Annotated in this window: 20 protein-coding genes; 12 read left to right on the top strand and 8 right to left on the bottom strand. The window is 39.3% G+C overall.

Annotated features, from left to right (window positions below; all coding sequences use genetic code 11):
- Positions 1–184 precede the first annotated feature (184 nt).
- From WMZ97_RS06600 to WMZ97_RS06585, 4 genes are read left to right on the top strand one after another with little or no spacing between them, the layout of a single operon-like run.
- Complete coding sequence (locus tag WMZ97_RS06600; protein WP_343271293.1) at positions 185–898, top strand: IspD/TarI family cytidylyltransferase; 714 nt, start codon at positions 185–187, stop codon at positions 896–898.
- Positions 895–1,920: a ribitol-5-phosphate dehydrogenase gene (locus WMZ97_RS06595; RefSeq protein WP_343271292.1), complete on the top strand. Its 1,026-nt coding sequence runs from the start codon at positions 895–897 to the stop codon at positions 1,918–1,920. Before WMZ97_RS06600 ends, WMZ97_RS06595 begins: the two co-directional genes overlap by 4 nt.
- Positions 1,921–3,081: a CDP-glycerol glycerophosphotransferase family protein gene (locus tag WMZ97_RS06590; RefSeq protein WP_343271291.1), complete on the top strand. Its 1,161-nt coding sequence runs from the start codon at positions 1,921–1,923 to the stop codon at positions 3,079–3,081.
- An 11-nt stretch (positions 3,082–3,092) separates the two neighbouring features.
- Positions 3,093–5,021, top strand: coding sequence for a CDP-glycerol glycerophosphotransferase family protein (locus WMZ97_RS06585; protein WP_343271290.1), 1,929 nt, complete (start codon positions 3,093–3,095; stop codon positions 5,019–5,021).
- 458 nt (positions 5,022–5,479) lie between these two features.
- Here the strand turns inward: WMZ97_RS06585 and WMZ97_RS06580 are convergent, their stop codons facing one another.
- Entirely contained in the window at positions 5,480–8,209 is a 2,730-nt protein-coding gene (locus tag WMZ97_RS06580) for a CDP-glycerol glycerophosphotransferase family protein (RefSeq protein WP_343271289.1), read from the bottom strand.
- A 521-nt stretch (positions 8,210–8,730) separates the two neighbouring features.
- Here WMZ97_RS06580 and WMZ97_RS06575 point away from each other — a divergent pair.
- From WMZ97_RS06575 to tagD (WMZ97_RS06555), 5 genes are all read left to right on the top strand, one after another.
- The gene (locus WMZ97_RS06575) at positions 8,731–9,927 is read left to right on the top strand and encodes an SGNH/GDSL hydrolase family protein (protein WP_343271288.1); all 1,197 of its coding nucleotides are present in this window, start codon (positions 8,731–8,733) and stop codon (positions 9,925–9,927) included.
- A gap of 348 nt (positions 9,928–10,275) precedes the next feature.
- Positions 10,276–10,674 carry a glycerol-3-phosphate cytidylyltransferase gene (gene tagD / locus WMZ97_RS06570; protein WP_343271287.1) on the top strand — a complete coding sequence of 133 codons (399 nt, stop codon included), beginning with the start codon at positions 10,276–10,278 and terminating at the stop codon, positions 10,672–10,674.
- Positions 10,667–11,851, top strand: a complete 1,185-nt coding sequence (locus WMZ97_RS06565; RefSeq protein ID WP_343271286.1) for a CDP-glycerol glycerophosphotransferase family protein — start codon at positions 10,667–10,669, stop codon at positions 11,849–11,851. The genes tagD (WMZ97_RS06570) and WMZ97_RS06565 overlap by 8 nt, the downstream gene beginning before the upstream one ends.
- Before the next feature lie 311 nt (positions 11,852–12,162).
- Positions 12,163–13,413 carry an SGNH/GDSL hydrolase family protein gene (locus WMZ97_RS06560; protein ID WP_343271285.1) on the top strand — a complete coding sequence of 417 codons (1,251 nt, stop codon included), beginning with the start codon at positions 12,163–12,165 and terminating at the stop codon, positions 13,411–13,413.
- Positions 13,414–13,592: 179 nt separating this feature from the next.
- A complete protein-coding gene (gene tagD / locus WMZ97_RS06555; RefSeq protein WP_343271284.1) occupies positions 13,593–13,988 on the top strand; it encodes a glycerol-3-phosphate cytidylyltransferase in 396 nt (131 codons plus the stop codon).
- A gap of 155 nt (positions 13,989–14,143) precedes the next feature.
- On the opposite strand, the gene WMZ97_RS06550 is transcribed toward tagD (WMZ97_RS06555), so the two are convergent.
- From WMZ97_RS06550 to WMZ97_RS06535, 4 genes are all read right to left on the bottom strand, one after another.
- A complete protein-coding gene (locus tag WMZ97_RS06550; RefSeq protein ID WP_343271283.1) occupies positions 14,144–14,287 on the bottom strand; it encodes a putative holin-like toxin in 144 nt (47 codons plus the stop codon).
- Between the two features lie 170 nt (positions 14,288–14,457).
- Positions 14,458–15,873 (bottom strand): PH domain-containing protein, encoded by a 1,416-nt coding sequence (locus tag WMZ97_RS06545; protein WP_343271282.1) that lies wholly within the window; start codon positions 15,871–15,873, stop codon positions 14,458–14,460.
- Positions 15,866–16,333, bottom strand: a complete 468-nt coding sequence (locus WMZ97_RS06540) for a PH domain-containing protein (RefSeq protein ID WP_343271281.1) — start codon at positions 16,331–16,333, stop codon at positions 15,866–15,868. Before WMZ97_RS06540 ends, WMZ97_RS06545 begins: the two co-directional genes overlap by 8 nt.
- 187 nt (positions 16,334–16,520) lie before the next feature.
- On the bottom strand, positions 16,521–17,258 hold the full coding sequence (locus WMZ97_RS06535) for a hypothetical protein (protein WP_343271280.1): 738 nt from the start codon (positions 17,256–17,258) through the stop codon (positions 16,521–16,523).
- A 285-nt stretch (positions 17,259–17,543) separates the two neighbouring features.
- Between WMZ97_RS06535 and WMZ97_RS06530 the strand changes: the two genes are divergently transcribed.
- Positions 17,544–18,695 (top strand): CDP-glycerol glycerophosphotransferase family protein, encoded by a 1,152-nt coding sequence (locus tag WMZ97_RS06530; protein WP_343271279.1) that lies wholly within the window; start codon positions 17,544–17,546, stop codon positions 18,693–18,695.
- Between the two features lie 145 nt (positions 18,696–18,840).
- Here the strand turns inward: WMZ97_RS06530 and WMZ97_RS06525 are convergent, their stop codons facing one another.
- The gene (locus WMZ97_RS06525; RefSeq protein WP_343271278.1) at positions 18,841–19,362 is read right to left on the bottom strand and encodes a hypothetical protein; all 522 of its coding nucleotides are present in this window, start codon (positions 19,360–19,362) and stop codon (positions 18,841–18,843) included.
- A 224-nt stretch (positions 19,363–19,586) separates the two neighbouring features.
- Here WMZ97_RS06525 and WMZ97_RS06520 point away from each other — a divergent pair, with 224 nt between their 5' ends.
- Positions 19,587–20,525: a ring-cleaving dioxygenase gene (locus WMZ97_RS06520; protein WP_343271277.1), complete on the top strand. Its 939-nt coding sequence runs from the start codon at positions 19,587–19,589 to the stop codon at positions 20,523–20,525.
- Between the two features lie 132 nt (positions 20,526–20,657).
- Positions 20,658–20,825: a hypothetical protein gene (locus WMZ97_RS06515; protein ID WP_343271276.1), complete on the top strand. Its 168-nt coding sequence runs from the start codon at positions 20,658–20,660 to the stop codon at positions 20,823–20,825.
- Between the two features lie 313 nt (positions 20,826–21,138).
- On the opposite strand, the gene WMZ97_RS06510 is transcribed toward WMZ97_RS06515, so the two are convergent.
- Positions 21,139–22,596 (bottom strand): APC family permease, encoded by a 1,458-nt coding sequence (locus tag WMZ97_RS06510; protein WP_343271275.1) that lies wholly within the window; start codon positions 22,594–22,596, stop codon positions 21,139–21,141.
- A gap of 430 nt (positions 22,597–23,026) precedes the next feature.
- Complete coding sequence (locus WMZ97_RS06505) at positions 23,027–24,100, bottom strand: glycosyltransferase family 4 protein (protein WP_343271274.1); 1,074 nt, start codon at positions 24,098–24,100, stop codon at positions 23,027–23,029.
- Positions 24,101–24,307: the final 207 nt, after the last annotated feature.

Here is a 24,307-nt window from a genome sequence, read left to right as displayed (position 1 = left end):
ATCGTTCGTAATACTTTTCCTCTACTAAAACTTCATTCAGGATAATTTTAATAAGAATAGTATTACGAAGATCTTATTCCAATATGATTAGAAAGGTACGTATATTGTTTCCCTTTTAATAAATATGAAGTTCTTCGACAATATGTTATAATATCCGCATCAACCATTTATGAGGTGAAAATAATTGATTTATGCAGGTATTCTAGCCGGTGGAAAAGGAACGAGAATGGGAAACGTTCCAATGCCGAAACAATTTTTGACTTTAAATGACAAACCAATCATTGTGCATACGATTGAAAAATTTTTGCTAAACGATAATTTCGAGAAAATTATCATAGCAACACCAAAAGAGTGGATCAACCACACGAATGATATACTGAAAAAATATAACATTGACCTTCCAAAAGTCGAGGTTATCAGTGGGGGATCTGACCGGAACGGAACGATTATGAACGTTATTGATTTCATTGAATTAGAAAACGGCTTGAATGATGATGATATCATTGTAACGCACGATGCAGTTAGACCTTTCTTGACACATCGTATTATTCAAGAAAACATTGATTTTGGTTTGAAGCATACAGCCGTTGATACAGTAATCAACGCTGTCGATACCATTGTGGAATCGACAGATGAAGAATTTATTTCCTCTATTCCACGCAGGGATTATATGTATCAAGGCCAAACACCACAAACGTTTCAAATCAAAAAACTAAAAGAACTTTACGGTGACTTAACAAAGGAAGATAAAGAAATTCTTTCCGATGCATGTAAAATATTTTCCATAAGTGGGGAAAAAGTAAAACTTGTACAAGGAGAGGTATTCAATATCAAGGTGACTACCCCATATGATTTAAAAGTTGCAAATGCTATTATTAAAGGGAGCTTGGATAAATGATTAATCAAGTTTATCGTCTTGTTTCGCCTAGACAATTTGAAGTTACTTATAAGGATAAAAGTATTATATCCGATGATGTCGTGGTACGTCCGACTCATTTATCAATATGTGCCGCAGATCAACGATATTATACAGGTTCTAGAGGGAAAGAAGCGATGAAAAAGAAGTTGCCAATGGCCTTAATCCACGAAGGTGTTGGCGAAGTGGTTTTTGATCCAGTTAAAAAATTGCCTGTAGGAACCAAAGTAGTGATGGTCCCCAATACACCAACAGAGAAAGATGCACATATAGCAGAAAACTATTTGCGATCAAGTAAGTTCAGATCCAGTGGTTATGACGGATATATGCAGGATTACGTTTTCATGGGACGAGATCGTTTAGTAGAGCTTCCACAGGAATTAAACATGGAAGTTGCTGCATTTACTGAACTTGTAACCATAGCTGTGCATGCGGTCAGCCGATTTGAAAACAAGGCTCATAAAAAGAGAAATACGTTTGGTGTATGGGGTGATGGCAATTTAGGTTTCATTTCCTGCCTTATTCTCAAAAAGCTGTACCCGGACAGCAAAGTAATCATCTTTGGAAAAACGGATTATAAATTAAATCATTTTTCCTTTGTGGATGATGCCATTAAAATTGACGAAATTCCCGAAGAGCTTGCCATCGACCATGCAATTGAATGCGCAGGTGGCAAAGGAAGTCAATATGCGATTGATCAAATTATTGACCATATCAACCCTGAAGGCACTATCTGCTTGCTCGGTGTTAGCGAGTATCCTATTGAAGTGAATACAAGGATGGTGTTGGAGAAAGGCTTAACACTGCTTGGAAGCAGCAGGAGTGGTACGGCAGACTTTCAAAGAGCAGTTAATATTTATAAGGAATATCCTGATGTCGTCGATTATTTAAGTACGCTGGTAGGTAATGTGCACAATGTCTCTAAGCTTGGGGAAGTGACCAATGCATTTGAAAATGACCTATCAAGTTCTTGGGGAAAGACGGTCATGAGGTGGAAAATCTAAATGAAGTATCTTCGTTTTATGAAGAATATGTATATTATGTTTTATAAAATATGCTTTCGAGCAGTTTATACATTCTTTTGTCTTGTTAGAAAAACAGATAGCAATAAAATGATTATTGCACTGTACAGAACAGATCATTTGGATGATAATTTACGCTTGATATATGAAGAAGTGCGTAGACAGGAACCTGATATTAAGATTCATCTTGTTCAAGGAGTAAACAAGATGAATCTTAAGCTGTTTAAGGAAATTATAGCGTTGGCAGATGCCCGGTATTTAATTCTGGATGACTATTATTTACCAGTATATCTTGTCAAGCAAAGAAAAAGCTTAAAGGTGATCCAATTATGGCATGCTGCAGGTGCTTTAAAAAAATTTGGACATAGTACAGTTGGAACAAAATTCGGACCATCACAATCGTACATTAACCTTGTCCCTGTTCATTCAAACTATAACTTTGTATATATTTCAGCAAAGAAATTCGTTAAATATTATGCTGAAGCATTTTATATGGATCCAAATAGAATTTTTGCGCTTGGTATCCCAAGGACAGATTTACTCACTGATGAAAAACATACTACAAAAATAAGAAATAACATGTATAGTACATATCCTTTTTTAAAAAATAAAGATATCGTTAATATCTTAATGGCGCCCACATACAGAGCAAATGGTTCCTATTTGGAATCACAACTTGATGTTGTAAAGTCAATTATGCATTTATCTCGTTTGGTGGGAAGTAACAGAAGGATAATATTTAAAGCACATCCGTATATGGATCCATCATCCGTTGAGAAACTCAAGAATTGTTCAAATGTATTTGTTGCGGAACGACAAGGCATCAATGAATGGATGCTCGTTGCTGATGCGTTCATCACAGATTATTCATCTTCTATTTTTGAATTTGCATTACTGGAAAAGCCAATGGCTCATTTTGTACCAGATTTAGCCGAATATAAGAATAACCGAGGCTTCTATGCAGAAATGGAAGAAATGTCTGATGCCGCAATAATACAGGATTTACCAAAACTGTCCGCTTGGATTAACGTTAGAAAAACAAATGAGTATTTTGATTCCAACCGGATGATTGCTTATAATTTTGATCATATTGATAACGTAACTGCCAGGATTGTTAGACATTTCCTATCAACTGATAAATAGAGGTGATTTTATTGTTTATATCTTCAATTGATAATAAAGAAGCTAATATTAAACGACACGCTAAGGTAAATATTGATATTACAAAGCTTAGTATATATGGTCCGTATTTTGATATTGAAGGCTACGCAACCATTGAAGGTTTGGCTACATATGAAGAGGACAGAATTAGAAAAACATTACTTATCATCCCCAAAATAGATTTTGATAATTATCGACAAAAACAGAAAGAATGCGCTCCAGAAAATGAATCCTATGAAGAAATGACAGATGATGAAATCCTTGAAAAAGAGATGTACCAAATTCCTTTAATGAATTGCACGCTAAGTGACGTATTAAATGATCAAGATGGTCACGCAGATAAGGAACAATTAAGTGGGTTTAAAGGCAGCATTGATTTATCATCGATTAACTTGGAAAGACCGTTAGAAGCTGGCGATTATGATGTATATATCAAATTAGAACAAATGGTCACTAATCAGGATGATGTGAAGTATGAAAAAATTATTCCACTATCAAGTGCAAAGAAATTTCTCGGGGATAAACTTTTTACAACAAAACTTCATTTTTTCTCCACTAATAAAGTGTTGAAATATAACTTACTAGTTGTAATGGATAAGTATACGAAAACGATGCGCTTCAAAAACTCCCTACTCCAATCATATGATCCGAGAGATCTTGATGACGAAAGCGAGGCAAATGAGGGCAGGTATATAAAGGCAATCAAGCGCAGGTTTTTTAAACTATTATACATTTTATTTAGCATATTTCCGATTAAGAAAAAAAAGGTTGTATTTGCTTCTGACAGCCGTTCAGATCTAAATGGGAATTTCTTTTTTGTGTATGAAGAATTATATAAACGGAACTTAGATTTGGATATCAAATTTTTGTTTAATGAACGAATTAACAATAAAAAATCATTTTTTGTTTTGATTCGAATTGCATTTCACTTTGCAACTGCAAAGATCATTTTGTTGGATGACTTTTATCCAATGGTGTATCCCTTAAATATTCGCAAAAATGCAGACCTTATCCAAGTATGGCACGCGGCAGGGGCTTTTAAAACTTTTGGTTTCAGCAGATTGGGAAGACCAGGAGGACCATCACCAAGATCGAAAAACCACCGGAACTATACAAAAGTTGCTGTAAGTAGTGAAGGTGTAAGAAAGAATTATGCAGAAGGATTTGGAATAACAATGGACAAAGTTTATGCCACTGGGGTAGCGAGATCAGACATTTTTTTTGATGAAGAATATAAAAAATACGTTGTGAATACTTTACATCAAAAATACCCTTTTTTGAAGAACAAAAAGGTTATTTTATTCGCACCAACCTTTCGTGGCAACGGTCAAGCTTCGGCGCATTACCCATTTGAAGTACTTAATTTAAAAAAGCTATATGACGCACTGCACAAAGAGTACGTATTTTTATTCAAAATCCACCCTTTCGTACAAAACAAATTGGATATCCCCTATGCATTTGCAGACTTTTTTTATGATTTAAGTGATTATAGGGAAATCAATGATTTATTGTTAATAACGGATCTTCTAGTAACCGATTATTCTTCTGTCTGCTTTGAATATGCGCTCTTAAATAAGCCGATGCTGTTCTTTGCTTATGACGTGGAAAAATATATTCAGGATCGCGATTTTTATTACAATTATTTTGATTTTATCCCAGGGCCATTGGTAAAGTCCACAGAAGAAATGCTTAAAGCAATAGATAAAAAAGACTTTGAAATGGAAAAAATCAAGCCGTTTGTACAATACTTCTTCGGTAATACGCTGGGGAGTGCATCCAGAAATGTTGTGGATGAGTTAATTATTCCAAGCCTTGAAGACCGTAATGAAGAAGGTAAAGAGATAAATGTTAAACTGTCTCCTCCAACCTCAAGAATAGAACTGTTTGAACGCTCGATTGCCGAGCAGGAAGAACAGCTATAGAACTAAATGGGTATAAGTCAATTTATGTTGTAAATATGAAAACAGCGTATATAATAAATTTGACTTTGCCCATTTTTTCTATTGTAATTCCTTAGCGATCCCCGCCATTCTTAATTTTAAGTAATCTAAATTCTCTCCTGGTGCATTAATTGTCCAAATACTAGATCAAAATATATAAAAAGTCTAAAAAATTTCTTACACATAAATTACATTGAATTCGAATGATGGATAAGTATCTCCCCCCTTTTATAAATATATTGGTAGTGTTCATCAATGCATTGGAAAAAGATTTGTGTAATTTGATGGGAAGTCAAAGTAAAATCCTCATCTATCTAGATGGGGATTTTATATATGATTAATTTAGTTGGATTCGTTGGAAACCCGACAATCTTGATTTGAAAGGAATAAACATTGTTAGTATAGTCTACCACGATGAAGAATATTTCCATAATACAACATCACAAATCTAAAGCATTAGTCGTCGGAATATTCTCTCGTAAGGCATTCCAGTAATCAGAATTGGTTTCATAATTAAAAACTTGATCAAACTGGCTATCACCAAATAGTCGTCTAGCTTCTCGCTTATATGCCCGCTTATAATAGACCTCCATTTCTTGACCGATAAACTTTCCGTGAGATTGAAAATAGTTAATTGCAGAAGCTTCTTCAAGCGTTGTTGGCATGTTCTTGTCATGTGCTATAAGGTTAATATCTGAGTTTAGCATTTCCAACATTCTTAACCTATCTTTATCCTTCGACAAAGACTTCTTCAACATTATAGAAACGATACTGTCATTTTGCTTAAGGTAATTAAGTTTATTGACGAGATTGAGGATTCCTGATTGATCACTTAACATACCACCCAAAAAGAGGCAGGATCTAACAGCTTTTTCCCGATCGACAAACCTTATATTACGGTTATCGCCATAAAAAAACCAATTTACAATCCGTTCAGTGGATTTGCCATCATCATAAGGGCAAAATCTGCTTTTTGCAGTTAAGTAATGCGAACTAGGTTTGTCATATCGAAGTTTGTCCTCAATTACAGATACCAATTGTTTGCTGGTTTTTGCCACACTCCCAGGCAATTCATCCTCATTTAGGTTTAGGCCACGTTCTTTTGTATAATCATCCACATCATAGAGGTAATGAATAATTGGACGTTCTGTCACCAAAAAGTCAAAGAACACACTCGAATAGTCACTGATAAGTATGTCAGCCAGTCCCAACAGTTCATTAGTTAGAATATCCGGTGATGGGACGATTATATTCTTTGGAAGTTCCACTTCCTTTAGCAGACGATTTGATATTGGATGCCCACGAAATACAACGTTCACATTCAAGTCCGACAACATTTTTAAGTCATGAATCAATTTGGTTGAATCAAATTTACTGTCAGACTTTGTCCCTCGCCACGTTGGTGCATAAACAACGATCTTTTTTGATGTGTCAATTCCTAATTTAGATATGATTCGACGCTTAGCATCATTCGTAATATTGAGTGTTACGTCAATACGCGGATAGCCAATCTTAGCAATTTCTCCATAATTTATACCTTTTATTGAATAACTTTTTGGCTGTTTTTCGGCCATATATTCATTAGGCACGATAATATGAGTTGCTTGCAATAAGTTACGGGTGCTCCCCGCGACACCGACCGGTGAACTTGCACTATCACGACCAACTGTTTTGTAAAATATTCCATGGCTTGTCTGCAAATAAAGTTGCTCGGGCTTACGCACAACGTAAGGATCAAATGTTGAGTTGCATATAAGGTATTTAGCGCTACTAATATATTTAAAGTATGCATCAGACCCTTTTTTCACGAATATTATGTTATTCATAGATCTGATTTCATTAGGTATTACTTGAAAAGAGTTCACTACCCATACATGGATGTAATTTTTAAAGTCATTATCATTCACAATATACTCAAAAACCGCATAGGGGCTATCCATCATTCGAGTACCACCCATACTTTCATAAAAAATCATCTTATCGTTTACGGAATAATGCTCATAACTTATAGCATAGCGAACTTTAGCGTTAGTGATATTTTTTTTATAAAAGTTCTGATCAATGGTGCTGGGATTATCAAAAAGCTTGGCTTCCCTGTATGCTATTGTGGATTCCCCAGTTCTTTCAAGCTGTTCCAGAACAAAGCCTAATCGTCTGTAGTTTCCAGGGCGATGTTTTTGTTGTCGTGCAATGGCGCTTTCGTACCATTTAACCGCATTTGAATAATCCTTTAATTGTTCATAACAGTTGGCTAGTGCGTAGTGCCACGGCGAACGGACTTTATCAAATTCCAAAGCCTCTTTATAAAGCTTTAGGGCTTGTTCAGGGATACGTAACTTCTTATCTATTAATGAAGCTAATTTAAATTTCAGTTCTGCATCCTTACAATTTTGTGACAATTGATTTTTATATTCCTCCACTGCGTATTCCCATTGCTTATAGTGTTCATGGAAAATGCCTATACCAAAACGCTGACTATTTAATTCTCGGTCAAAATTAATGACCTTATTAAACAACTTAAGAGCTTGTTTAGGGTTATTATCCTTAATTTGTATTAAGCCTAGCCAGTAATAAGAGATGGCAAGACGTTGAGCATCATATTTAGGATCGAGACTCTTCGTGGCTTGTTGATAATTGGTTTCAGCCTGCTGATAATCTTGTAATTCACGAAAACATTCAGCTAACTGAAATCTAACCCTTGAGTTTTCCGGGCACAACTTAAGGTAAGACTCGAAGCTGTTGACTGCATCTTCCCATTGGTGAAGTTTAATAAATTCATTTCCCAACTTATACCAAACTTGTTCGTTAGTTGAATCAGCCGATAAATACTCCTTTAAGCACGATACGGCTTTCGACGATTCCTCTAATTGAATTAAACAGTCGGCTTTACATAGGTAAAACTCTTTAGGAGAATTGCTTTCTGTTAGTTGAATAGCCATACTAATATGCTCTAAAGACTGCTTCCACTTTTTTTGCCGATTAGCAAGTTTTGCCAAACGATAATAATAGTGAGGATTTTTCTTATAAATGGGTTTTAATTGTTTTAGATTATGATACATCCCTTGTACATTATCACGTTTTGTATATACCTTTAGAGCCACATAACGGGGCAGCAAATCAAACAGTCTCATTGATTTTGCTTTCTTTTTATTATCCGTTTTATTTTTCATTAAATTGCACCTCTTAATATAGAAGTTAATTTGGATTTAAACGAGAATCTCGTTTAAATCTTTCCGTCAAATCAAGTGAGATTGGGCTTACTGTTTGTGTACCCTATTGTTCCCCTCAACAAGTGAACTATACGGACATTATAACTTATACGATGTAATTTGGAAAGATAGTAGTCATTACCCCATTTTCTACAATTGTTTATACAACCTGTCTAAGATAATGCGGCCTCCCCAAAAAAATAGCTTACTGAATCTATTGGCATTGTATTATGTCGCGATCAATTAGTTAAAAAATAAAATAAAAACACCTCAACTGATAGAGGCATCAACAGTTTAGAGTTAAGTGATTCTAGCAAAATTAGGGAGTATAATTTCGTTAGTTTTGTGTGTTATAATTCAGCATAGAAAAAAATCCTCTCTTTTATATTTTTATTTTATACAAAAGACCAAATTAAACAGTACAATATATTAATTTTCAAAAGACTAAAGAAAACGCAATTATTAAGAAAGGCGAGGAACGAATGAGACGCTACCTATACATTTGCATTGCTGTGTTTATAGTTATTACTTTTGCTTTTATAGGCTTAAAAGCTGCGCAAAAAGATTGGATATCCGCGTGGACAGCCAGCCTCCAGACCCCATCCGATGATGGGATTTCTTCTGAAGGATTTAAAAATCAGACGTTACGATTTATTGTCAAACCGCATATTGATGGGAAAAAAATGCGAATTCGTTTATCCAATATATTTGGATCCAATTCACTTACGATTAACCAAGTAAACGTGGCGATTATGAAAAATGGTGCTGAAAATATTCCTAGTTCAGGGAAACAACTCACCTTTAAAGGAGATGGGAAAGTGACCATTCCAAAAGGTGGACGGGTTTTCAGTGATCCGATTAATTTTGAAGTGGATACCGAGGAAACACTTTCTATCAGTGTATACGTTAAGGATTCAACTGGTCCAGCTTCATGGCATCCACATTCCCTACAAACAAGTTATATCGCTTCCGGTAACCACGCTGCAACATCTGATGCTTCAAATTTTGATAAGGGAAAAGAAGCGTGGTTTTGGCTGGATGGGATCGATGTTAAGCCTACATCATCTATAGATGGAGCAGTTGCAGTTGTTGGGGATTCGATAGCAAATGGAAATCATTCTACATTAGATAAGAACCGCCGATGGCCAGATTATTTGTCAAAAAGATTTAATAAAAAAAAGTCACAAGCTCATCTGTCCGTATTAAATGCTGGAATTTCTGCAAATCAATTGCTAAAAACGGAAAAAGGTGAACATGTGCTGGCAAGACTTGATCATGATGTATTCAACCAGTCTGGAATAGAATCTATTATCTTACATGCCGGAATTAATGATATTAGATATCATCCCGAGTATCCTGCAGAAAATTTAATTAAACGCATGAAGAAGGTAATCGATGTTACCCATAAGAAAGGGCTGAAAATTTACGGGGCAACACTAACACCTTTTAAGGATTCTGGAAAATATACAGCTGAAGGGGAACGAACAAGACAGAAGATAAATCATTGGATTCGCTCAAGTGGCGAATTTGACGGAGTAATTGACTTTGATAAAGCACTGTCGGACCCAGAAGCGCCGGAACAATTCCTACCTGAATATGATGAAGGGGATCATTTCCATCCGAATGATAAGGGATACAAGAAAATGGCTAAAATAATCGATTTATCAATGTTTAAATAACAACCGGCATACTTATTGGTGTGCTGGTTGTTCCACTGCACACTATATTAGTACCTGGTACTATTACATTCTGAGATTACTTTTTTAGTTATCGTGATGATTAGTCAAGTGAAAAAGTGACCTATTAAATCATTAAAAATAGCGCTGTTATTGATTTATAAGGTCTATCTTATTATAAAAAGATCCTCATTTGTTTTATCTTTCCATATAAGTTAATCCAGAAACTTCAATTTCTAGAGGGGGTTTCTATTCTCCGTTTTTCATAGTATACTAAGTATAGTTTTTCAATAACTGAATACCATCTTGTTAATGATTGTAAAAATTGTGTTCATACTCGGAGGTATATCAATGAAAAAAGTAATCACATACGGAACATTTGACTTACTTCACACTGGTCATATCAATATATTGCGCCGTGCGAAAGAATACGGTGACTACTTGATCGTCGCTATTTCCTCGGATGAATTTAATGCAATAAAAGGTAAAAAAGCATACTACTCATTTGAGCAGCGCAAAGCTATTCTTGAAGCTATCCGCTATGTAGATGAAGTGATCCCGGAAGATAATTGGGAACAGAAGGTGCAGGATGTTCAAAAACATAATATCAATACCTTTGTCATGGGAGACGACTGGGAAGGTAAATTCGACTTTCTTAGCGAATATTGTAAAGTCGTTTATTTGCCACGGACAGTCGGAATATCAACAACAAAGATCAAAAAAGATTTGAAGTTGTCGACGAATGGCTAGAGAACTGACAATCACCATATATTTGTTTGTTTTCCGTTTATTGTTCGACGTTTTTAAAAGCTTTCCCCAAAAGAAGAAAACGGTGTTCGTTGCTTCGTTTGGGGATAATATTTTGTATACGCTAAACGAACTGGAAAAACAAACAGATGAACCTGCTATTATTCTTAAAACCTCCCAGTGCAAAGGAAACTTTGAACAAATAACCGCCCACATACTAAATTTTAACCCTGGTAATCTGGTTCAATGGCTTCAATCGATCTATCATCTAGCTACAGCGGATAAAATATTTATAGATAACTATTTTGGATTTTTGGCGGTGACAGACTTTAAAGCGAATGTCCAATGTATTCAGCTGTGGCATGCGGCTGGAGCAATTAAACAGTTTGGGTTAAAGGACCACTCTATCACCAATCGATCCAGTCGTGCACATGAACGTTTTCAGAAGGTTTACAACCGATTTACTCATGTTGTGGTTGGTTCCGAGAAAATGGCAGAGATATTTAAAGAAAGCTTCGGACTTTCCAATAACGCCATATTACGCAGTGGGATACCACGAACGGATTTATTTTATGATAAAGAAGAACGCAAGAACGTCGAGCAAACAATACGGCAATTATATCCAATAATTAATCAGAAAAAAGTTATCCTTTATGCACCAACATATCGTGATGATCAACTGGATAATGCTACGATTGCGCTTGATATAGAGCGACTCTATCAGCACTTCCATGAAGAATATGTCTTGTTCCTCCGATTGCACCCAGCAATTAAACATGCTTTTGTCAACAATTATACTGATTTTGTTTATGACGGATCAGATATTACGGATGTCAACCATCTGTTACTAGTGACAGATATTCTGATCACGGATTACTCCTCGATTCCGTTCGAATTTGCTTTATTGGAACGTCCAATGATTTTCTTCGCTTATGATCTAGAAAAGTATGAACAAGCACGTGGATTTTGGGAGGATTACGAGACACTCGTACCAGGCCCTGTGGTAACAAAGACGGATGATATCATCGACGTTATCAAGAACGAAATTTTTGATATGAATCGTGTAAAAGACTTCGCCAATCAATGGAACCAATACTCTACAGGGAATGCGAGCAAAATACTGATCAGCACATTTTATAAAGAAGAAGAGGAACAATATCAAACGGTGGATCAGAGATAAAGTTATGAACAAGAACACTTCTTTTCAATGAAAAGAAGTGTTCTTTATTAACCTGATGTTTTCTTAATGTCCTACGTATCGCCGAACTCATGTTAACCTGATCAAATCAAATTCCAACATAACATGGAGGGGTTTTTCGCTCTTTTTTAAGAAATTCATCTAAAACAACCATTCAAAACATCGCTTTTCATTCGAAGTATTTAAATGACTGATCCTCCTTCCAAAATATATATGTTTTAGAAACTCAAATTCAGTCTAATATATTATATTATGTAAAATATCTCTATCCAATTAAGAAAGGCGAGGAATAAATGAAACGCTTATTATACATTGTCATATTCGCAACCATCCTCTTGACCATCATCAATACAACAGGGTGGAATCCCATAAATGAAGAAGAACCCAAAATAAAAAGCACAAATATAGAAAAACCTAAGAAAGACGATTGGATAGCTGCATGGACAGCAAGTCTTCAAACGCCATTAAAAGATGGTGTTTCCTCGGAAGGATTTCAAAATCAGACATTGCGATTTATCCTCAAACCGCATATCGATGGGAAGAAAATGCGAATTCGTTTATCCAATATGTTTGGATCCAATGCATTGACGATTGACCAAGTGCATGTGGCCGTTTCAAAAAATGGAGCAGAAAATGTTTCGGAAACGGATAAGCAGCTTACCTTTGGAGGAGATGAAAAGGTGACCATTCCACAAGGCAAGCGAGCCTTCAGTGATCCGATCGACCTTGATGTGAGCAGTGAAGAGAAACTCGCTGTAAGTGTATATGTAAAAGACGCCACTGGTCCAACCTCTTGGCATCCGCATTCCATACAAACAAGCTATATAGCTTCAGGCAACCATACTGCCTCGACTAACGCTTCCCCTTTTGACAAGGATGAAGAAGCGTGGTTCTGGCTGGATGGGGTTGATGTTAAACCTGAGTCGTCTATCGATGGGGCAGTTGCTGTTGTTGGGAGTTCGATTGCCAATGGAAATTATTCTACATTAAACGAGGACCACCGATGGCCGGACTATCTGGCAAAACGGTTCAAGGATGAAAATCCAAAAGCCTATTTGTCCGTATTGAATGCAGGGATTTCTGCCAATCAAATACTCAATAGCCCTTCTGATAAGGGAGAGCATGTGTTAGCGAGGCTTGACCGCGATGTGTTTAGCCAGTCAGGAATAGAATCTGTCATCTTGCATGCCGGCCTCAATGATATACGGCATCATCCTGAGTATCCTGCAGTGAAAACTATTGCACGGATGAAGGAAATTATCGATACTGCACATAAGAAAGGAATTAAAATTTATGGTGCAACACTGACACCCTTCAAGGACTCGGGTATGTATACAGAAGCTGGGGAACAGACCAGGCAGAAGGTAAATGATTGGATTCGTACGAGCGGTAATTTTGATGGCGTGATTGATTTTGATAAGGCATTGCAGGACCCGGAAGAACCAGAACGATTCCGGCCTGAATTAGATTCTGGAGACCATTTGCATCCGAATGACAAGGGATATGAGAAAATGGCTGAGGCAGTCGATCTGTCGATGTTTTGATAAAGGAACTGGTCTTTTTAAATAGCATTTCGCGAAGAATGAAGCTGCATTGGGAAATTGGAAGAGCAATAAACGAAACTTTTCAAGTAACGAATATGATATTTTTTCATGGGTAAATATAACCTGACAACTTTCATATAATAAGGCAACAAACGAAATACATCTCGGAGGTAATTCCCATGAAAAAAGTAATCACATACGGAACTTTTGATCTGCTTCATACAGGACATATCAATTTATTGCGCCGGGCCAAGGAATATGGTGACTACCTGATTGTTGCTATTTCTTCGGATGCGTTTAATGAGATGAAACATAAGCGTGCGTATTACAGCTTTGAACAGCGCAAAGTTATCTTGGAAGCCGTTCGTTATGTAGATAAAGTTATTCCAGAGAACGCCTGGGAACAAAAGGCGGATGATGTGCTGAAATATGATATCGATGTGTTCGTAATGGGTGATGACTGGAAAGGTAAGTTCGACTTTTTAACGGAATATTGCGAGGTAGTATACTTGCCGCGAACAGTTGGGATCTCCACAACCAAAATCAAGAATGACTTTAACCGGAATAATGTTTAGTGGAAAATGTCGCCATTTGGTATGTAATTACCCACAGGGACTTTTTTTGGATTAACTGCATTTCTCCGTTTGACAGTATATTGAGTAGCGTCAACTACACAGTACTGACAACTACTTACTGCATAAAGAGCAGTTGACCAGTTTAAAATTATGCCTTACATTGAAGTAATCGCTGACCTTGGTGGATGAGCGGTTACTTTTTTTATCAGGTAAACGACAGTCATAAAAATTAACGTCAGCATGGCTATTTGTAATAATCCAAATTGCGCTAGCAGACTTAATACTTTATATGTCGTCATCCTGCCACCTTCTCTCCTTAAGCATATTGCATGACTTAAGGGTCAAGGAAGGATGGCCAACCGCCCACTATACCTTTGTAGTTGCTTTATATTTTATCACAACTTGCCGGTAAATTAATAGAAAAGGTGAAGCGTTTGTTCTGTTTTTATGTTAAGGTAACACCCTTCTTTTAATTTTCCTCAACAACATAATGAACAAATTCCCTTTTACTATCTCCAGGTACATACTTGCAACAATAAGACTCATTTGTCATCTCCGAATAAAGGGAAAACGAATAATGATACACATCCCGCTTTTGCATAAAAATGCTCTGCTCTACAGTATTGGTTTGTACAAATTTTTTTAATCCGATCACCGTGTTTTTTGTAAATAATGTGACATATCGAACTGCAATAAAGGCGCCGTTAAATGTTATTCCTGCGTGCTTCCATTTTAAATAACCGCTGAACATTGCAACTGGCACCAGACAAATAACCCTTCCTAAACCAGGATGAAGCCAGGCTAAGCCGAGCGACAAAATAATGATCGGCACTGCCGGTTTCATGACGAACACAAATAATGATTGCTTATCTGGACGGTGATCAAACAATTGTGTCTGAAATTCCGGCGTATATTCATTTAAATAATGAGGAATGTCACGTTTCTTGATCATTGGATGAAAGGTTGTCCTTCCCTCATCAAGTCCGATGGTGTCCACAGCCAATTCAGCATAGCCAAACAAACGAGCAAACAATGGTTCAACAATCCGAACGGAGCGAATGCTCTCACGTGGAATATGATATTGTTTCCGATTTAGAAGGCCTCGTTCAATCGAAATAGTTGTTTTGTCATGATCAATCCGAAATCTGCCATACGCAAAGAAAATATAAATAAACGAAAAGAAATACGTGACCACCACCATAAACAACATGACGGAACCAAGCATTAGAAACGTATGAATAGCAAACCAATTCGTCTCCTTAGCGACCCCGATTATCCCAGATGGATTCTGCTTTTCGGCTTCCCCATTGAAGCGGATATACAGTTTACTGGCGAATGCAATCAATGCAGCAGCTACCGGAAAGGCCGCCAATAATATATTTTTATTAAACGATAACAGAAAAAAGCCGGTTGCAGATATATGATGTATGTTGTTCTTTCCCTTGTTATGGAGGATCATATCAGGAAACAACGCTTTTTTCAGTTCGTGGATTTCCTTATTTTGAAGAACAAATTCGTGTTTTTTGCCACCAATTAATTCGATCTGCAAATCACCAAGATGAAAGAATCGTTTCATCAGCGTATCATGGATATTAATTGACTTCACCCGATGATAAGGGAGGTCATTACTGTTTTTTGTGAATACGCCTTCTGAAATACGGATCATATCATCACCAAATTCAAATGTACGTTTGTACCACTTAAAAAATGAAAACACAACAATAAACACAACAAGAAAGTAAAAAGCGAATCGAATATATAGCGTGAACCGATTTTGTTCCCCGATGAAGCCGACTAACAGTGCCAGCAAAGGAAACATTTGGTTGCGAATCAGTTGAAAGTTGTAATACATAAATGCGATAACATGATCTCTTCGCCTAGTCATTTAAATGTACCTTTTGCTGTTTCAAATAACTAATAAGTTTATCACGCAATTGCTCTGCATCATCCTGATTTATAAATTCTATATGATGATCATCGCCAGCGGTGAAGATATGTACGCTATACTTATCGTAAAAACGCGAGGCAAATGTTTGCTCCACTGCCACATGTTGAACTTTCTTCAAAGGTATTGCCGTCTTTGATAAGATAAACACACCATCATTGATGAATAAACTCTCTTCTTCCAGCATATACAATCTATTTTTATATCGAACGGGGGAACTTATCAATTGAACGAGAACATGCAACCCTACATAAATAATAGTCAGGTAAATAATCTTGCGTAGCACATCGTATTCCCTTAGAAAATACAATGCCAGTCCCAAAATCACACCTAGAAGCAGTTTGTCAACTATGCTTTCGATCATCCATATCACAATGCTTTTTTTATGTACTTTCTGCATGAGGAAAGTGTCTCCTTTGTGCGTCTTTTTACCTATTTTAAATGATTATCTTTATTTATGAAAGTGTATGTTTCGGAAAGGACTCAAAATCATCGTTAAAACTCCATTACCATTTTAAAGAGCCCCGGTGTTGACCGGAGCTCTAAAGAATCACTGGAATGGAAACATTATGTCCCAAGCTTCACGATTACTCTTCCATCACAGAAAAGTCTAAATCATTATCAGATCCAATTTCGGATATAATCTGATACGTCCTCTTATTGCCATCCACCTCAAGCAGATAATAGTTAAAATTTGGATCATTATCATCCGGCTTACCTGTTAACGGAATATCTACTTCTTGATGATCCTCACTTCCGATACCACGAATATTTGGGACCTTCACGGCAATTCCAGTATGGCCATCATCCAATTCCACGGCCAACACCCCGTTTGTCATCGCACGCTTATCAGCAACTTCCACACCTTTTGGCAACGCAAATGCTAACCATTTATCTACAACGTCCTGGTTAGTCCAATTGTAAAATCCAGCCGTTAAAGGCAATATGTAATAACCCTCCGTATCGTCATACTCTATATCTCCTCTCGTAGAACCGTGTATTTCGGAATATTTCAGATCTTCCTCCTTTCCATTGTCGGTGTTTTCACTGTCAACTTTGGTATATTGCTCGGGTTCGTCGTCCGCTTCTTCGTCCTCGTTTTCCTCTCCCTGCTCATCATCCTTGTTCAATACGTCGTCGGATTCTGTTTCATCCTTCTCAGCTTCTTCTTCATCGCCCGCTGTTTCTGGTTCTTTCCCATCGGCCTCAACCGTTTGCACATCAGTTGAACTGTCATCCTTAGATGAATCTGCCGTCCCACAAGCCGCCATGAACGATGCAATTCCCATCAGCATTAAACTGATTATGGTTAGCTTTTTGATCATGCCATCACTCCTATTTGATTCGTATGGGTTACCCAATGCAAAGCTCGTATTTTGTATAAGTTCGGATTCCTGAAGACTTTTGCTTAAATATGTATCATTCCCAATCCCACTTTCAGCAAGCCCATCAAACGTAGTATAAGGTATTTTGTCTGCGATTGAATGAGAAAAAAGAACTATTCACGTCATGAAGTGGCTGCATTTATCATGTTTTTGCCGCAATAAGGGATAATAAGGATGATAGGAGACATTTAGCAACAGGTATTAAGAAAGGTGTTCATTAAAATCATGTTTAGAGAATGGATTATCACAGGGTATCTGCTTCTTTTTCAATTGGTATTTCAGCTGTTTCGTATCCTTCCATTACAACGGAAAATCACGCTTGTTGCGACGTTCGGCGATAATATCGTCTATACCATTCGCACGCTGGAAAAGAAAACAGGTCAATCGTTTGTGATCGTGAAAACGCCAAAATGCGCCATTCCTTTTTCCGACATCACATCGCACAAGGTATTGGATTTAAAGTCACCAACACAATGGATTGCTTCGGTTTACCATTTAGCAACTTCCCGCATCATTTTTGTTGATAATTATCTTGGAATGTTGGCCAAAATGAAAGTAAAACCACAGGTTCTGTGCATCCAATTATGGCACGCAGCCGGTGCGATTAAACGTTTTGGTCTGGAGGATCCCGCTTATCAAACACGTTCAACAAATGCTCAAAAGCGAATAAAAGCCGTTTATCAGCGGATCACCCACGTGGTTATTGGATCAGAAAAGATGGCCCCCATTTTCCAACAAAGCTTTTGCAACCCGGAACTTTCCATGTTGCGATGCGGAATACCACGCACAGATTTTTTCTTTCGCCCTATTGAAATGAAAAGCGTGGAATTAGTACTCCATCGAAAATATCCTGTTACCCAAGAGAAAAAAATTGTGTTATATGCGCCAACCTTTCGCGACCATAATAACGCAGATCCGCACATCCCGATCGATGTAGACCAATTCTGTGATGCGTTTTGTGATGATTATGTACTGTTTCTGCGACTGCACCCGGCGATAAAACATAACTTCCATAATAAATATCCTGGTGTTGTCTATGATGTATCGGACGTGAAGGACGTCAGCAAATTACTCGTACTAACGGATATCTTAATTACCGATTACTCCTCCATCCCCTTTGAATTTGCCATACTGGAACGACCAATGATCTTCTTCGCCTATGATTTGGCAGAATATCAGCAGACACGAGGTTTTTGGGAGGATTACGAGATGCTGGTCCCCGGTCCAGTTGTCATGAATTCCGAGCAATTAATTAAAGTCATGCAAGCCGCAAATTACGACTTTGCACAAATTCGCACATTTGCAGCAACGTGGAACCAATACTCGAATGGACATTCTAGTGACGATCTTGTGAAGGAAATCGTACGGAACTTATAAAATGAAACTTCATTCAGTGGGGTTCCGCACGTTTCGGGGCGGGGTTCGCACGTTTCAGGCTTCATCCCGCACGTTTCGGGGCGGGGCTCGCACGTTTTAGGCTTGATCCCGCACGTTTGGAGGTGAGGTTCGCACGTTTTGGGCTTCATCTCGCACGTTTCGGGACGGGGTTCGCACGTTTCAGACTTGATCCCGCACGTTTTGGGGCGGGGTTCGCACGTTTTAGACTTGATCCCGCACGTTTCGGGGCCGGGTTCGCACGTTTTGGGACGATTCCCGCACGTTTCGGGGCCGGGTTCGCACGTTTTAGGCCTGATCCCGCACGTTTGGAGGCGGGGTTCGCACGTTTTGGGACGATTCCCGCACGTTTCGGGGCCGGGTTCGCACGTTTTAGGCCTGATCCCGCACGTTTGGAGGCGGGGTTCGCACGTTTCAGACTTGATCTCGCACGTTTCGAGGCGGGCTCGCACGTTTTGGGACGATTCCCGCACGTTTCGGGACGGGGTTCGCACGTTTCAGACTTGATCCCGCACGTTTCGGGGCCGGGTTCGCACGTTTCAGGCTTCATCCCGCACGTTTCGGGGCGGGGTTCGCACGTTTCGGGGCGATTCCCGCACGTTTGGATGCAAGTTCCATACGTTTCAATGCAGACCTCGCCCAAAGTCAATGCAGATCCTCCCCGAATCGAGCAGTCCCTTGCCCATTGGTAACTTTTAAACCTCTCACCCCCTCTATTTCGTATCCCCTTAAAAAGGTAAAATAACCCATCTACAAATATCCTGAATTCAAGATAACTTTGTTGCATTCCTGTTCGTTAAACGATAAAGTGGAATCAACCAACGGGAATAACAAAACGCTTGAATATACAATGAAGCATAGGAGGAATCGTTTATGCCTGCCATTTCAGGACATCATCATATTTCCATGATTACAAAAGATGCAACAAAAAATAACCGTTTTTATCGTGATGTACTTGGATTACGCCGTGTGAAAATGACGGTCAATCAGGATGATCCATCAATGTATCACTTATTTTACGGGGACAAAACAGGCAGTCCAGGCACAGCGTTGACATTCTTTGAAATCCCGCCTGTCGGACATACCTACCGAGGTACAAACGCTATCACAAGAATTGGTCTGCTTGTACCAACAGAAGCGAGCTTAACCTATTGGAAAACGCGTTTTGAAGCGTATCACATACAGCATGGGGACATTACCATGTACGCCAACCGGCCCGCACTAAACTTTGAAGATCCTGAAGGTCTGTGCATGGTGCTGCTTGTATCAAACGGGGAAAAAGTGGAGCACTGGAAATCATGGGAAAAATCAAACATACCCACAGAACATCAAATTCAAGGCATGGGTTCCGTGGAAATAACTGTAAGAAGGCGTGATAAATTAGCACGAACATTAACCGAGTTGCTTGGCTACACGGCAGTATCTCGTACGGATGATGAAGCAGTTTTCCAATCCGTACAAGGAGAAGTATTTGGAGAAATCATTGTAAAACATTTAGAGGGGTCTGCTGAAAAGCCCGGACGCGGCAGTATTCATCACTTAGCCATTCGTGTGAAGGATGAGGCAGCGCTTGCCTACTGGGAAAAACAAGTACAAGCACGAGGATTCCATTCATCTGGCATTGTAGATCGTTTCTACTTTAAGAGCATATATTTCCGTGAATCAAACGGTATCCTATTTGAAATTGCAACCGACGGGCCTGGGTTCACTGCAGACGAAGATATCGAAACATTGGGTGAAACATTGGATTTACCACCATTTTTAGAGGATCGTCGAGCGGAAATTGAAGAGAATCTAAAGCCGGTCGAATAAGTCACCTTGATTCCATTAAAGGTTTAAGGATTGTTTACCCGAAGACATACCAGTCCCCGTTCTTGCCCAGCATTAGGTAATGTGATAACGTAAAATTGGGATAAAAGCAGGCAAATCTTAGGGGGAGATGCCATGAACTCATCGAAAAAAATCATTGTTGGTATCGCCATATTTGTATACACACTTGCAGTTATTGGGCTAACGACCATGATCGTGCTGCCAAATCCAAATCAGAAAACACCGCCAACACATCAAGATTGTGATTGCAATTGTTCAGACGAAACTGTGACGGATAAGTAACCAATCATTCGAAGCGGATAGCAGTTAAGCTAATGGGAGATATCTTCTGTTAGCTTTTCGTTTTATATATATCTTTATCGTTTATCATACCTCTTATTACGGGACAGCTGTCATCAGTTTGCGATTCCAGTGAGTCAAGAAAAGCTATAGTGCTTGGAATACCCCTGCGTACAATGAAATGGCTAAAGCAACGCTTGTCCAAAAGCAACTATTGTCATCTCGCAATGTACGTGGATAGAATCCTTTCGCCCAAGATAATAAAAAACATCTCCTCACCACCATCAACTACCGTGGCAAAGAGCTGTCCTTTTCATCATTCATTCTCTACTTCAATTTTCTTATCCCCCAGAATTAAGTAATTCAACTCTTCTTTTGGGATTTTATTAAATTCGGTCCGCTTCACCAAATAGAATATGGCGCCAAGGACAACCCAGGCGATCAGGGCGATTCTTGATTGGATCCCGAGGAAAGCCGGTGAGCCGGGTATCAATAATAAGGCGATAAACGATAGACTGGCCAGCATGCCAACGAGTGAAATGAATTTCTTTCCCGGGGCGATCACATTTTTCGCCGGGTTGTAGTTTTTATCCATCGAGCCTTTAAAGATAGTAAATGCCGTATAGCACGTATAGAAATAGGCAATCGACACGCCAATGGATGACATGTCTACCACCCACAATAGTGCTTCACGCCCAAACCACGGGGCAAGCATGGCGATGATCACAGTGAAAATGATGCCCACATATGGTGTTTCATTTTTTGCATGCACCTTGGAAAAAATAGCTGGCAATATTTTCGCCCGTGACATGGCAAACAACAGGCGACTGGACGAAATAATAAATCCATTCAATCCGGTAAAAATCCCCATACTTAAAGCCAACACCAGAAGTGCAATACCAAGTGTTCCGATCACATCTTTAATCGCTACGGCCGTTCCCCATAGATAATGCCCCGCAACGAGTTCTTCCCACGGACTGGCCATCGCTGTAACGAGCGTCATTAAGCTATATAAAATTCCTGAAACGAGAATAGCCAGGATAATCAGGCTAAATGCTTTTTTGGACGAAAAATTGAACTCCTCCGCTGCTTGTGGTACATTATCAAATCCAACATATGCCCATGGTGCAATTGCGACAATGGAGATGATCGCGGCAATGGAGGTCGTATTTGTCGGAAATAATGGCGCAATCGTTGCGATCTCCGTTTTAGGACTTCCCCCAACGAAAACGACAATTGCGAGCACTCCTGCCAGCATAATGCAGCAAAAGATAAATTGCATGCGGCCGGTTAGCCCAGTCCCACGCACGTTTAAAAAACCAAACACCACCAAGACAAGCATGGCAGTGATCACTTCTACACCATATACTTCCCAGCCAGCAATATGATACAGGGGCAAGTTTTCAATGATTTTTGGGAAAACAAATTTGAACATTAACGCAAACGCAGATGCATTGAGGGCTACGATGCAGATGTATCCAAGGGTTAGGAACCACCCACATATGAAGGCATGGGTCCGTCCTAGACTAATGAAGGCATAAGCAAATTCCCCGCCGGAAACGGGAAAACTTTTGATTAAAAATCCATAACTGACAGCAATCAGCATCATCAGTGCCGCTCCAATCAAAAAGCCAATCACAACCCCGAGCGGTCCGCCATCCTCCATCCAGATCGTCGGCTGTACAAACGCACCCCAGCCAATCGACGAACCAAGGGCAATCGCCCAGACCCAGTGTGGCTTCAATGATTTCTTTAATTCCTGTCGCTCTTCCATAAGTAACTAAACTCCTCGTATCTATTTTCTATCTCTTTGGTGCAAGTTCTAATCGTTTACCCCTTTTCGCTGCACGGAAAACTTTCTAAATAGTCTATTTTAGGGAATCGCTTGCATAGAAAGGCTTTTGTAACCGGATTTTGATTTACCTTAGTTGATAAAGTGCCGGTTATTGAAGAAGTTAGGAATCCGGACTAGTGTCAAGCACTCCCGGATTGATGCTGGGTTCTCCCGACCTTGAGGCGATCTCTCCCGAATTCGGGTGCTCTCTCCCGACTTCGGGGCACTCTCTCCCGACTTCAAGGCGCTCTCTCCCGACTTCGGGCACTCTCTCCCGACTTCGGGGCACTCTCTCCCGACTTCGGGGTGCCCCTCGACTCAGTCCACGGGCTTCTCAATTTTTAAGTATCCCGTATTTACTCCGTAAAATTTAGCCCTTACCATGTTTCCTAAACATCCTTCCCACCAAATCCAGCGCTGGCCGTTTTCCATTCATCACGAATCCTCCCAGCTCGGCGAGGAAATGAAACAGCACGAGTACCAAAAAGATAACAATCACCGCTACCGTTATGGTTGCGTTTGACAACAAAATAGCAATCACGCCAAACAAGGCACTAAACCCATAAATGATCCCCACTGTTTGCCGGTGGCTGAACCCTTTTTCAATTAGCTGGTAATGGATGTGCTGATTGTCCGGCAGCATGATACTTTGCCCATTGCGAATACGCCGGGCGATGGCAAACAGTGTGTCAAGAATCGGAACAGCCAACAGAATGACTGGAATTATGAAGCCAAACAAGGTGAGATTTTTAAATAAACCGAGGATAGAAACGATGGCGATCATATAACCCAGGAAATTCGATCCCGTGTCACCCATATAAATTTTTGCCGGATGAAAATTATGATACAAAAAACCAAGATTAGCGCCGATAAGGACCACGCAAAAGTAGGCTGCCAATATGCGCATATCAATGATCGCCATAATCAACATACTTATAAAGGCAATCGTGGTGACACCTGCAGCCAATCCATCAGGACCGTCAATCAAGTTAATCGCATTGGTGATGCCGACAATCCATAGAATGGTTACAAGCACACTGATCGGACCTAAGTCGATCATCCCAAAAATGGGAATCGTAATTCGTTCAATGATCAGCCCCGATGAAATGACCGAGAAGGCCGCGATCAACTGGCCGATCAGCTTTACCACAGGCCGGAGCTGGTATTTATCATCGAGGATGCCGGTGATAACAATAATGATTGCGCCAATGAAAATTTCCGTGAAATAGGTTCCATATGGCTGTAAATAAATGATCCCAAGAAATGATCCCAGAAAAATCGCCAATCCGCCCATCCTTGGCATTGCCTTTCGATGGATTTTCCGGCTATTTGGCAGATCCATGACGCCAAGCTTGCTGGCCAGCTTTTTGATCGGGAATGTTAGCAAAAATGTTGCGATGAGTGCGATTAAAAATGCAACGGACAGATCACTAAAATAAAACATAATAGCTCCTCACAGTCATTTTCTATGTGAATCGTAAGCGGACATCGAAAAGGGAAACAATGGACCTGTCCGAGATTGCTGAAGAAGTGCGACTATTTGTCTGTGGATCTGCTGTGATCAAGTGAGCCCGATAGTTGATCGAGTACGTCCGATAGTTGATCGTGCCGGGCGAAAGTTGATCGATTACGCCCGATAGTTGATCGTGCC

The organism is Lentibacillus songyuanensis, assembly GCF_039548255.1.
In the GTDB taxonomy this organism is placed as follows: Bacteria; Bacillota; Bacilli; order Bacillales; family Amphibacillaceae; genus Lentibacillus_C; species Lentibacillus_C songyuanensis.
Note: the sequence above shows the minus strand (reverse complement) of the source record. Positions and strands in the feature narration are given on the sequence as shown.

Bases quoted from the DNA above. Each gene is read 5' to 3' on its own strand.
- WMZ97_RS06595 (WP_343271292.1), top strand. From the start codon at position 895: ATGATTAATCAAGTTTATCGTCTTGTTTCGCCTAGACAATTTGAAGTT.
- WMZ97_RS06520 (WP_343271277.1), top strand. From the start codon at position 19,587: ATGCCTGCCATTTCAGGACATCATCATATTTCCATGATTACAAAAGAT.
- WMZ97_RS06560 (WP_343271285.1), top strand. From the start codon at position 12,163: ATGAAACGCTTATTATACATTGTCATATTCGCAACCATCCTCTTGACC.
- WMZ97_RS06580 (WP_343271289.1), bottom strand. From the start codon at position 8,209: ATGAAAAATAAAACGGATAATAAAAAGAAAGCAAAATCAATGAGACTG.
- WMZ97_RS06545 (WP_343271282.1), bottom strand. From the start codon at position 15,873: ATGACTAGGCGAAGAGATCATGTTATCGCATTTATGTATTACAACTTT.
- WMZ97_RS06550 (WP_343271283.1), bottom strand. From the start codon at position 14,287: ATGACGACATATAAAGTATTAAGTCTGCTAGCGCAATTTGGATTATTA.
- tagD (WP_343271284.1), top strand. From the start codon at position 13,593: ATGAAAAAAGTAATCACATACGGAACTTTTGATCTGCTTCATACAGGA.
- WMZ97_RS06510 (WP_343271275.1), bottom strand. From the start codon at position 22,596: ATGGAAGAGCGACAGGAATTAAAGAAATCATTGAAGCCACACTGGGTC.
- WMZ97_RS06505 (WP_343271274.1), bottom strand. From the start codon at position 24,100: ATGTTTTATTTTAGTGATCTGTCCGTTGCATTTTTAATCGCACTCATC.
- WMZ97_RS06565 (WP_343271286.1), top strand. From the start codon at position 10,667: ATGGCTAGAGAACTGACAATCACCATATATTTGTTTGTTTTCCGTTTA.
- WMZ97_RS06530 (WP_343271279.1), top strand. From the start codon at position 17,544: ATGTTTAGAGAATGGATTATCACAGGGTATCTGCTTCTTTTTCAATTG.
- WMZ97_RS06590 (WP_343271291.1), top strand. From the start codon at position 1,921: ATGAAGTATCTTCGTTTTATGAAGAATATGTATATTATGTTTTATAAA.
- WMZ97_RS06540 (WP_343271281.1), bottom strand. From the start codon at position 16,333: ATGCAGAAAGTACATAAAAAAAGCATTGTGATATGGATGATCGAAAGC.
- WMZ97_RS06515 (WP_343271276.1), top strand. From the start codon at position 20,658: ATGAACTCATCGAAAAAAATCATTGTTGGTATCGCCATATTTGTATAC.
- tagD (WP_343271287.1), top strand. From the start codon at position 10,276: ATGAAAAAAGTAATCACATACGGAACATTTGACTTACTTCACACTGGT.
- WMZ97_RS06575 (WP_343271288.1), top strand. From the start codon at position 8,731: ATGAGACGCTACCTATACATTTGCATTGCTGTGTTTATAGTTATTACT.
- WMZ97_RS06535 (WP_343271280.1), bottom strand. From the start codon at position 17,258: ATGATCAAAAAGCTAACCATAATCAGTTTAATGCTGATGGGAATTGCA.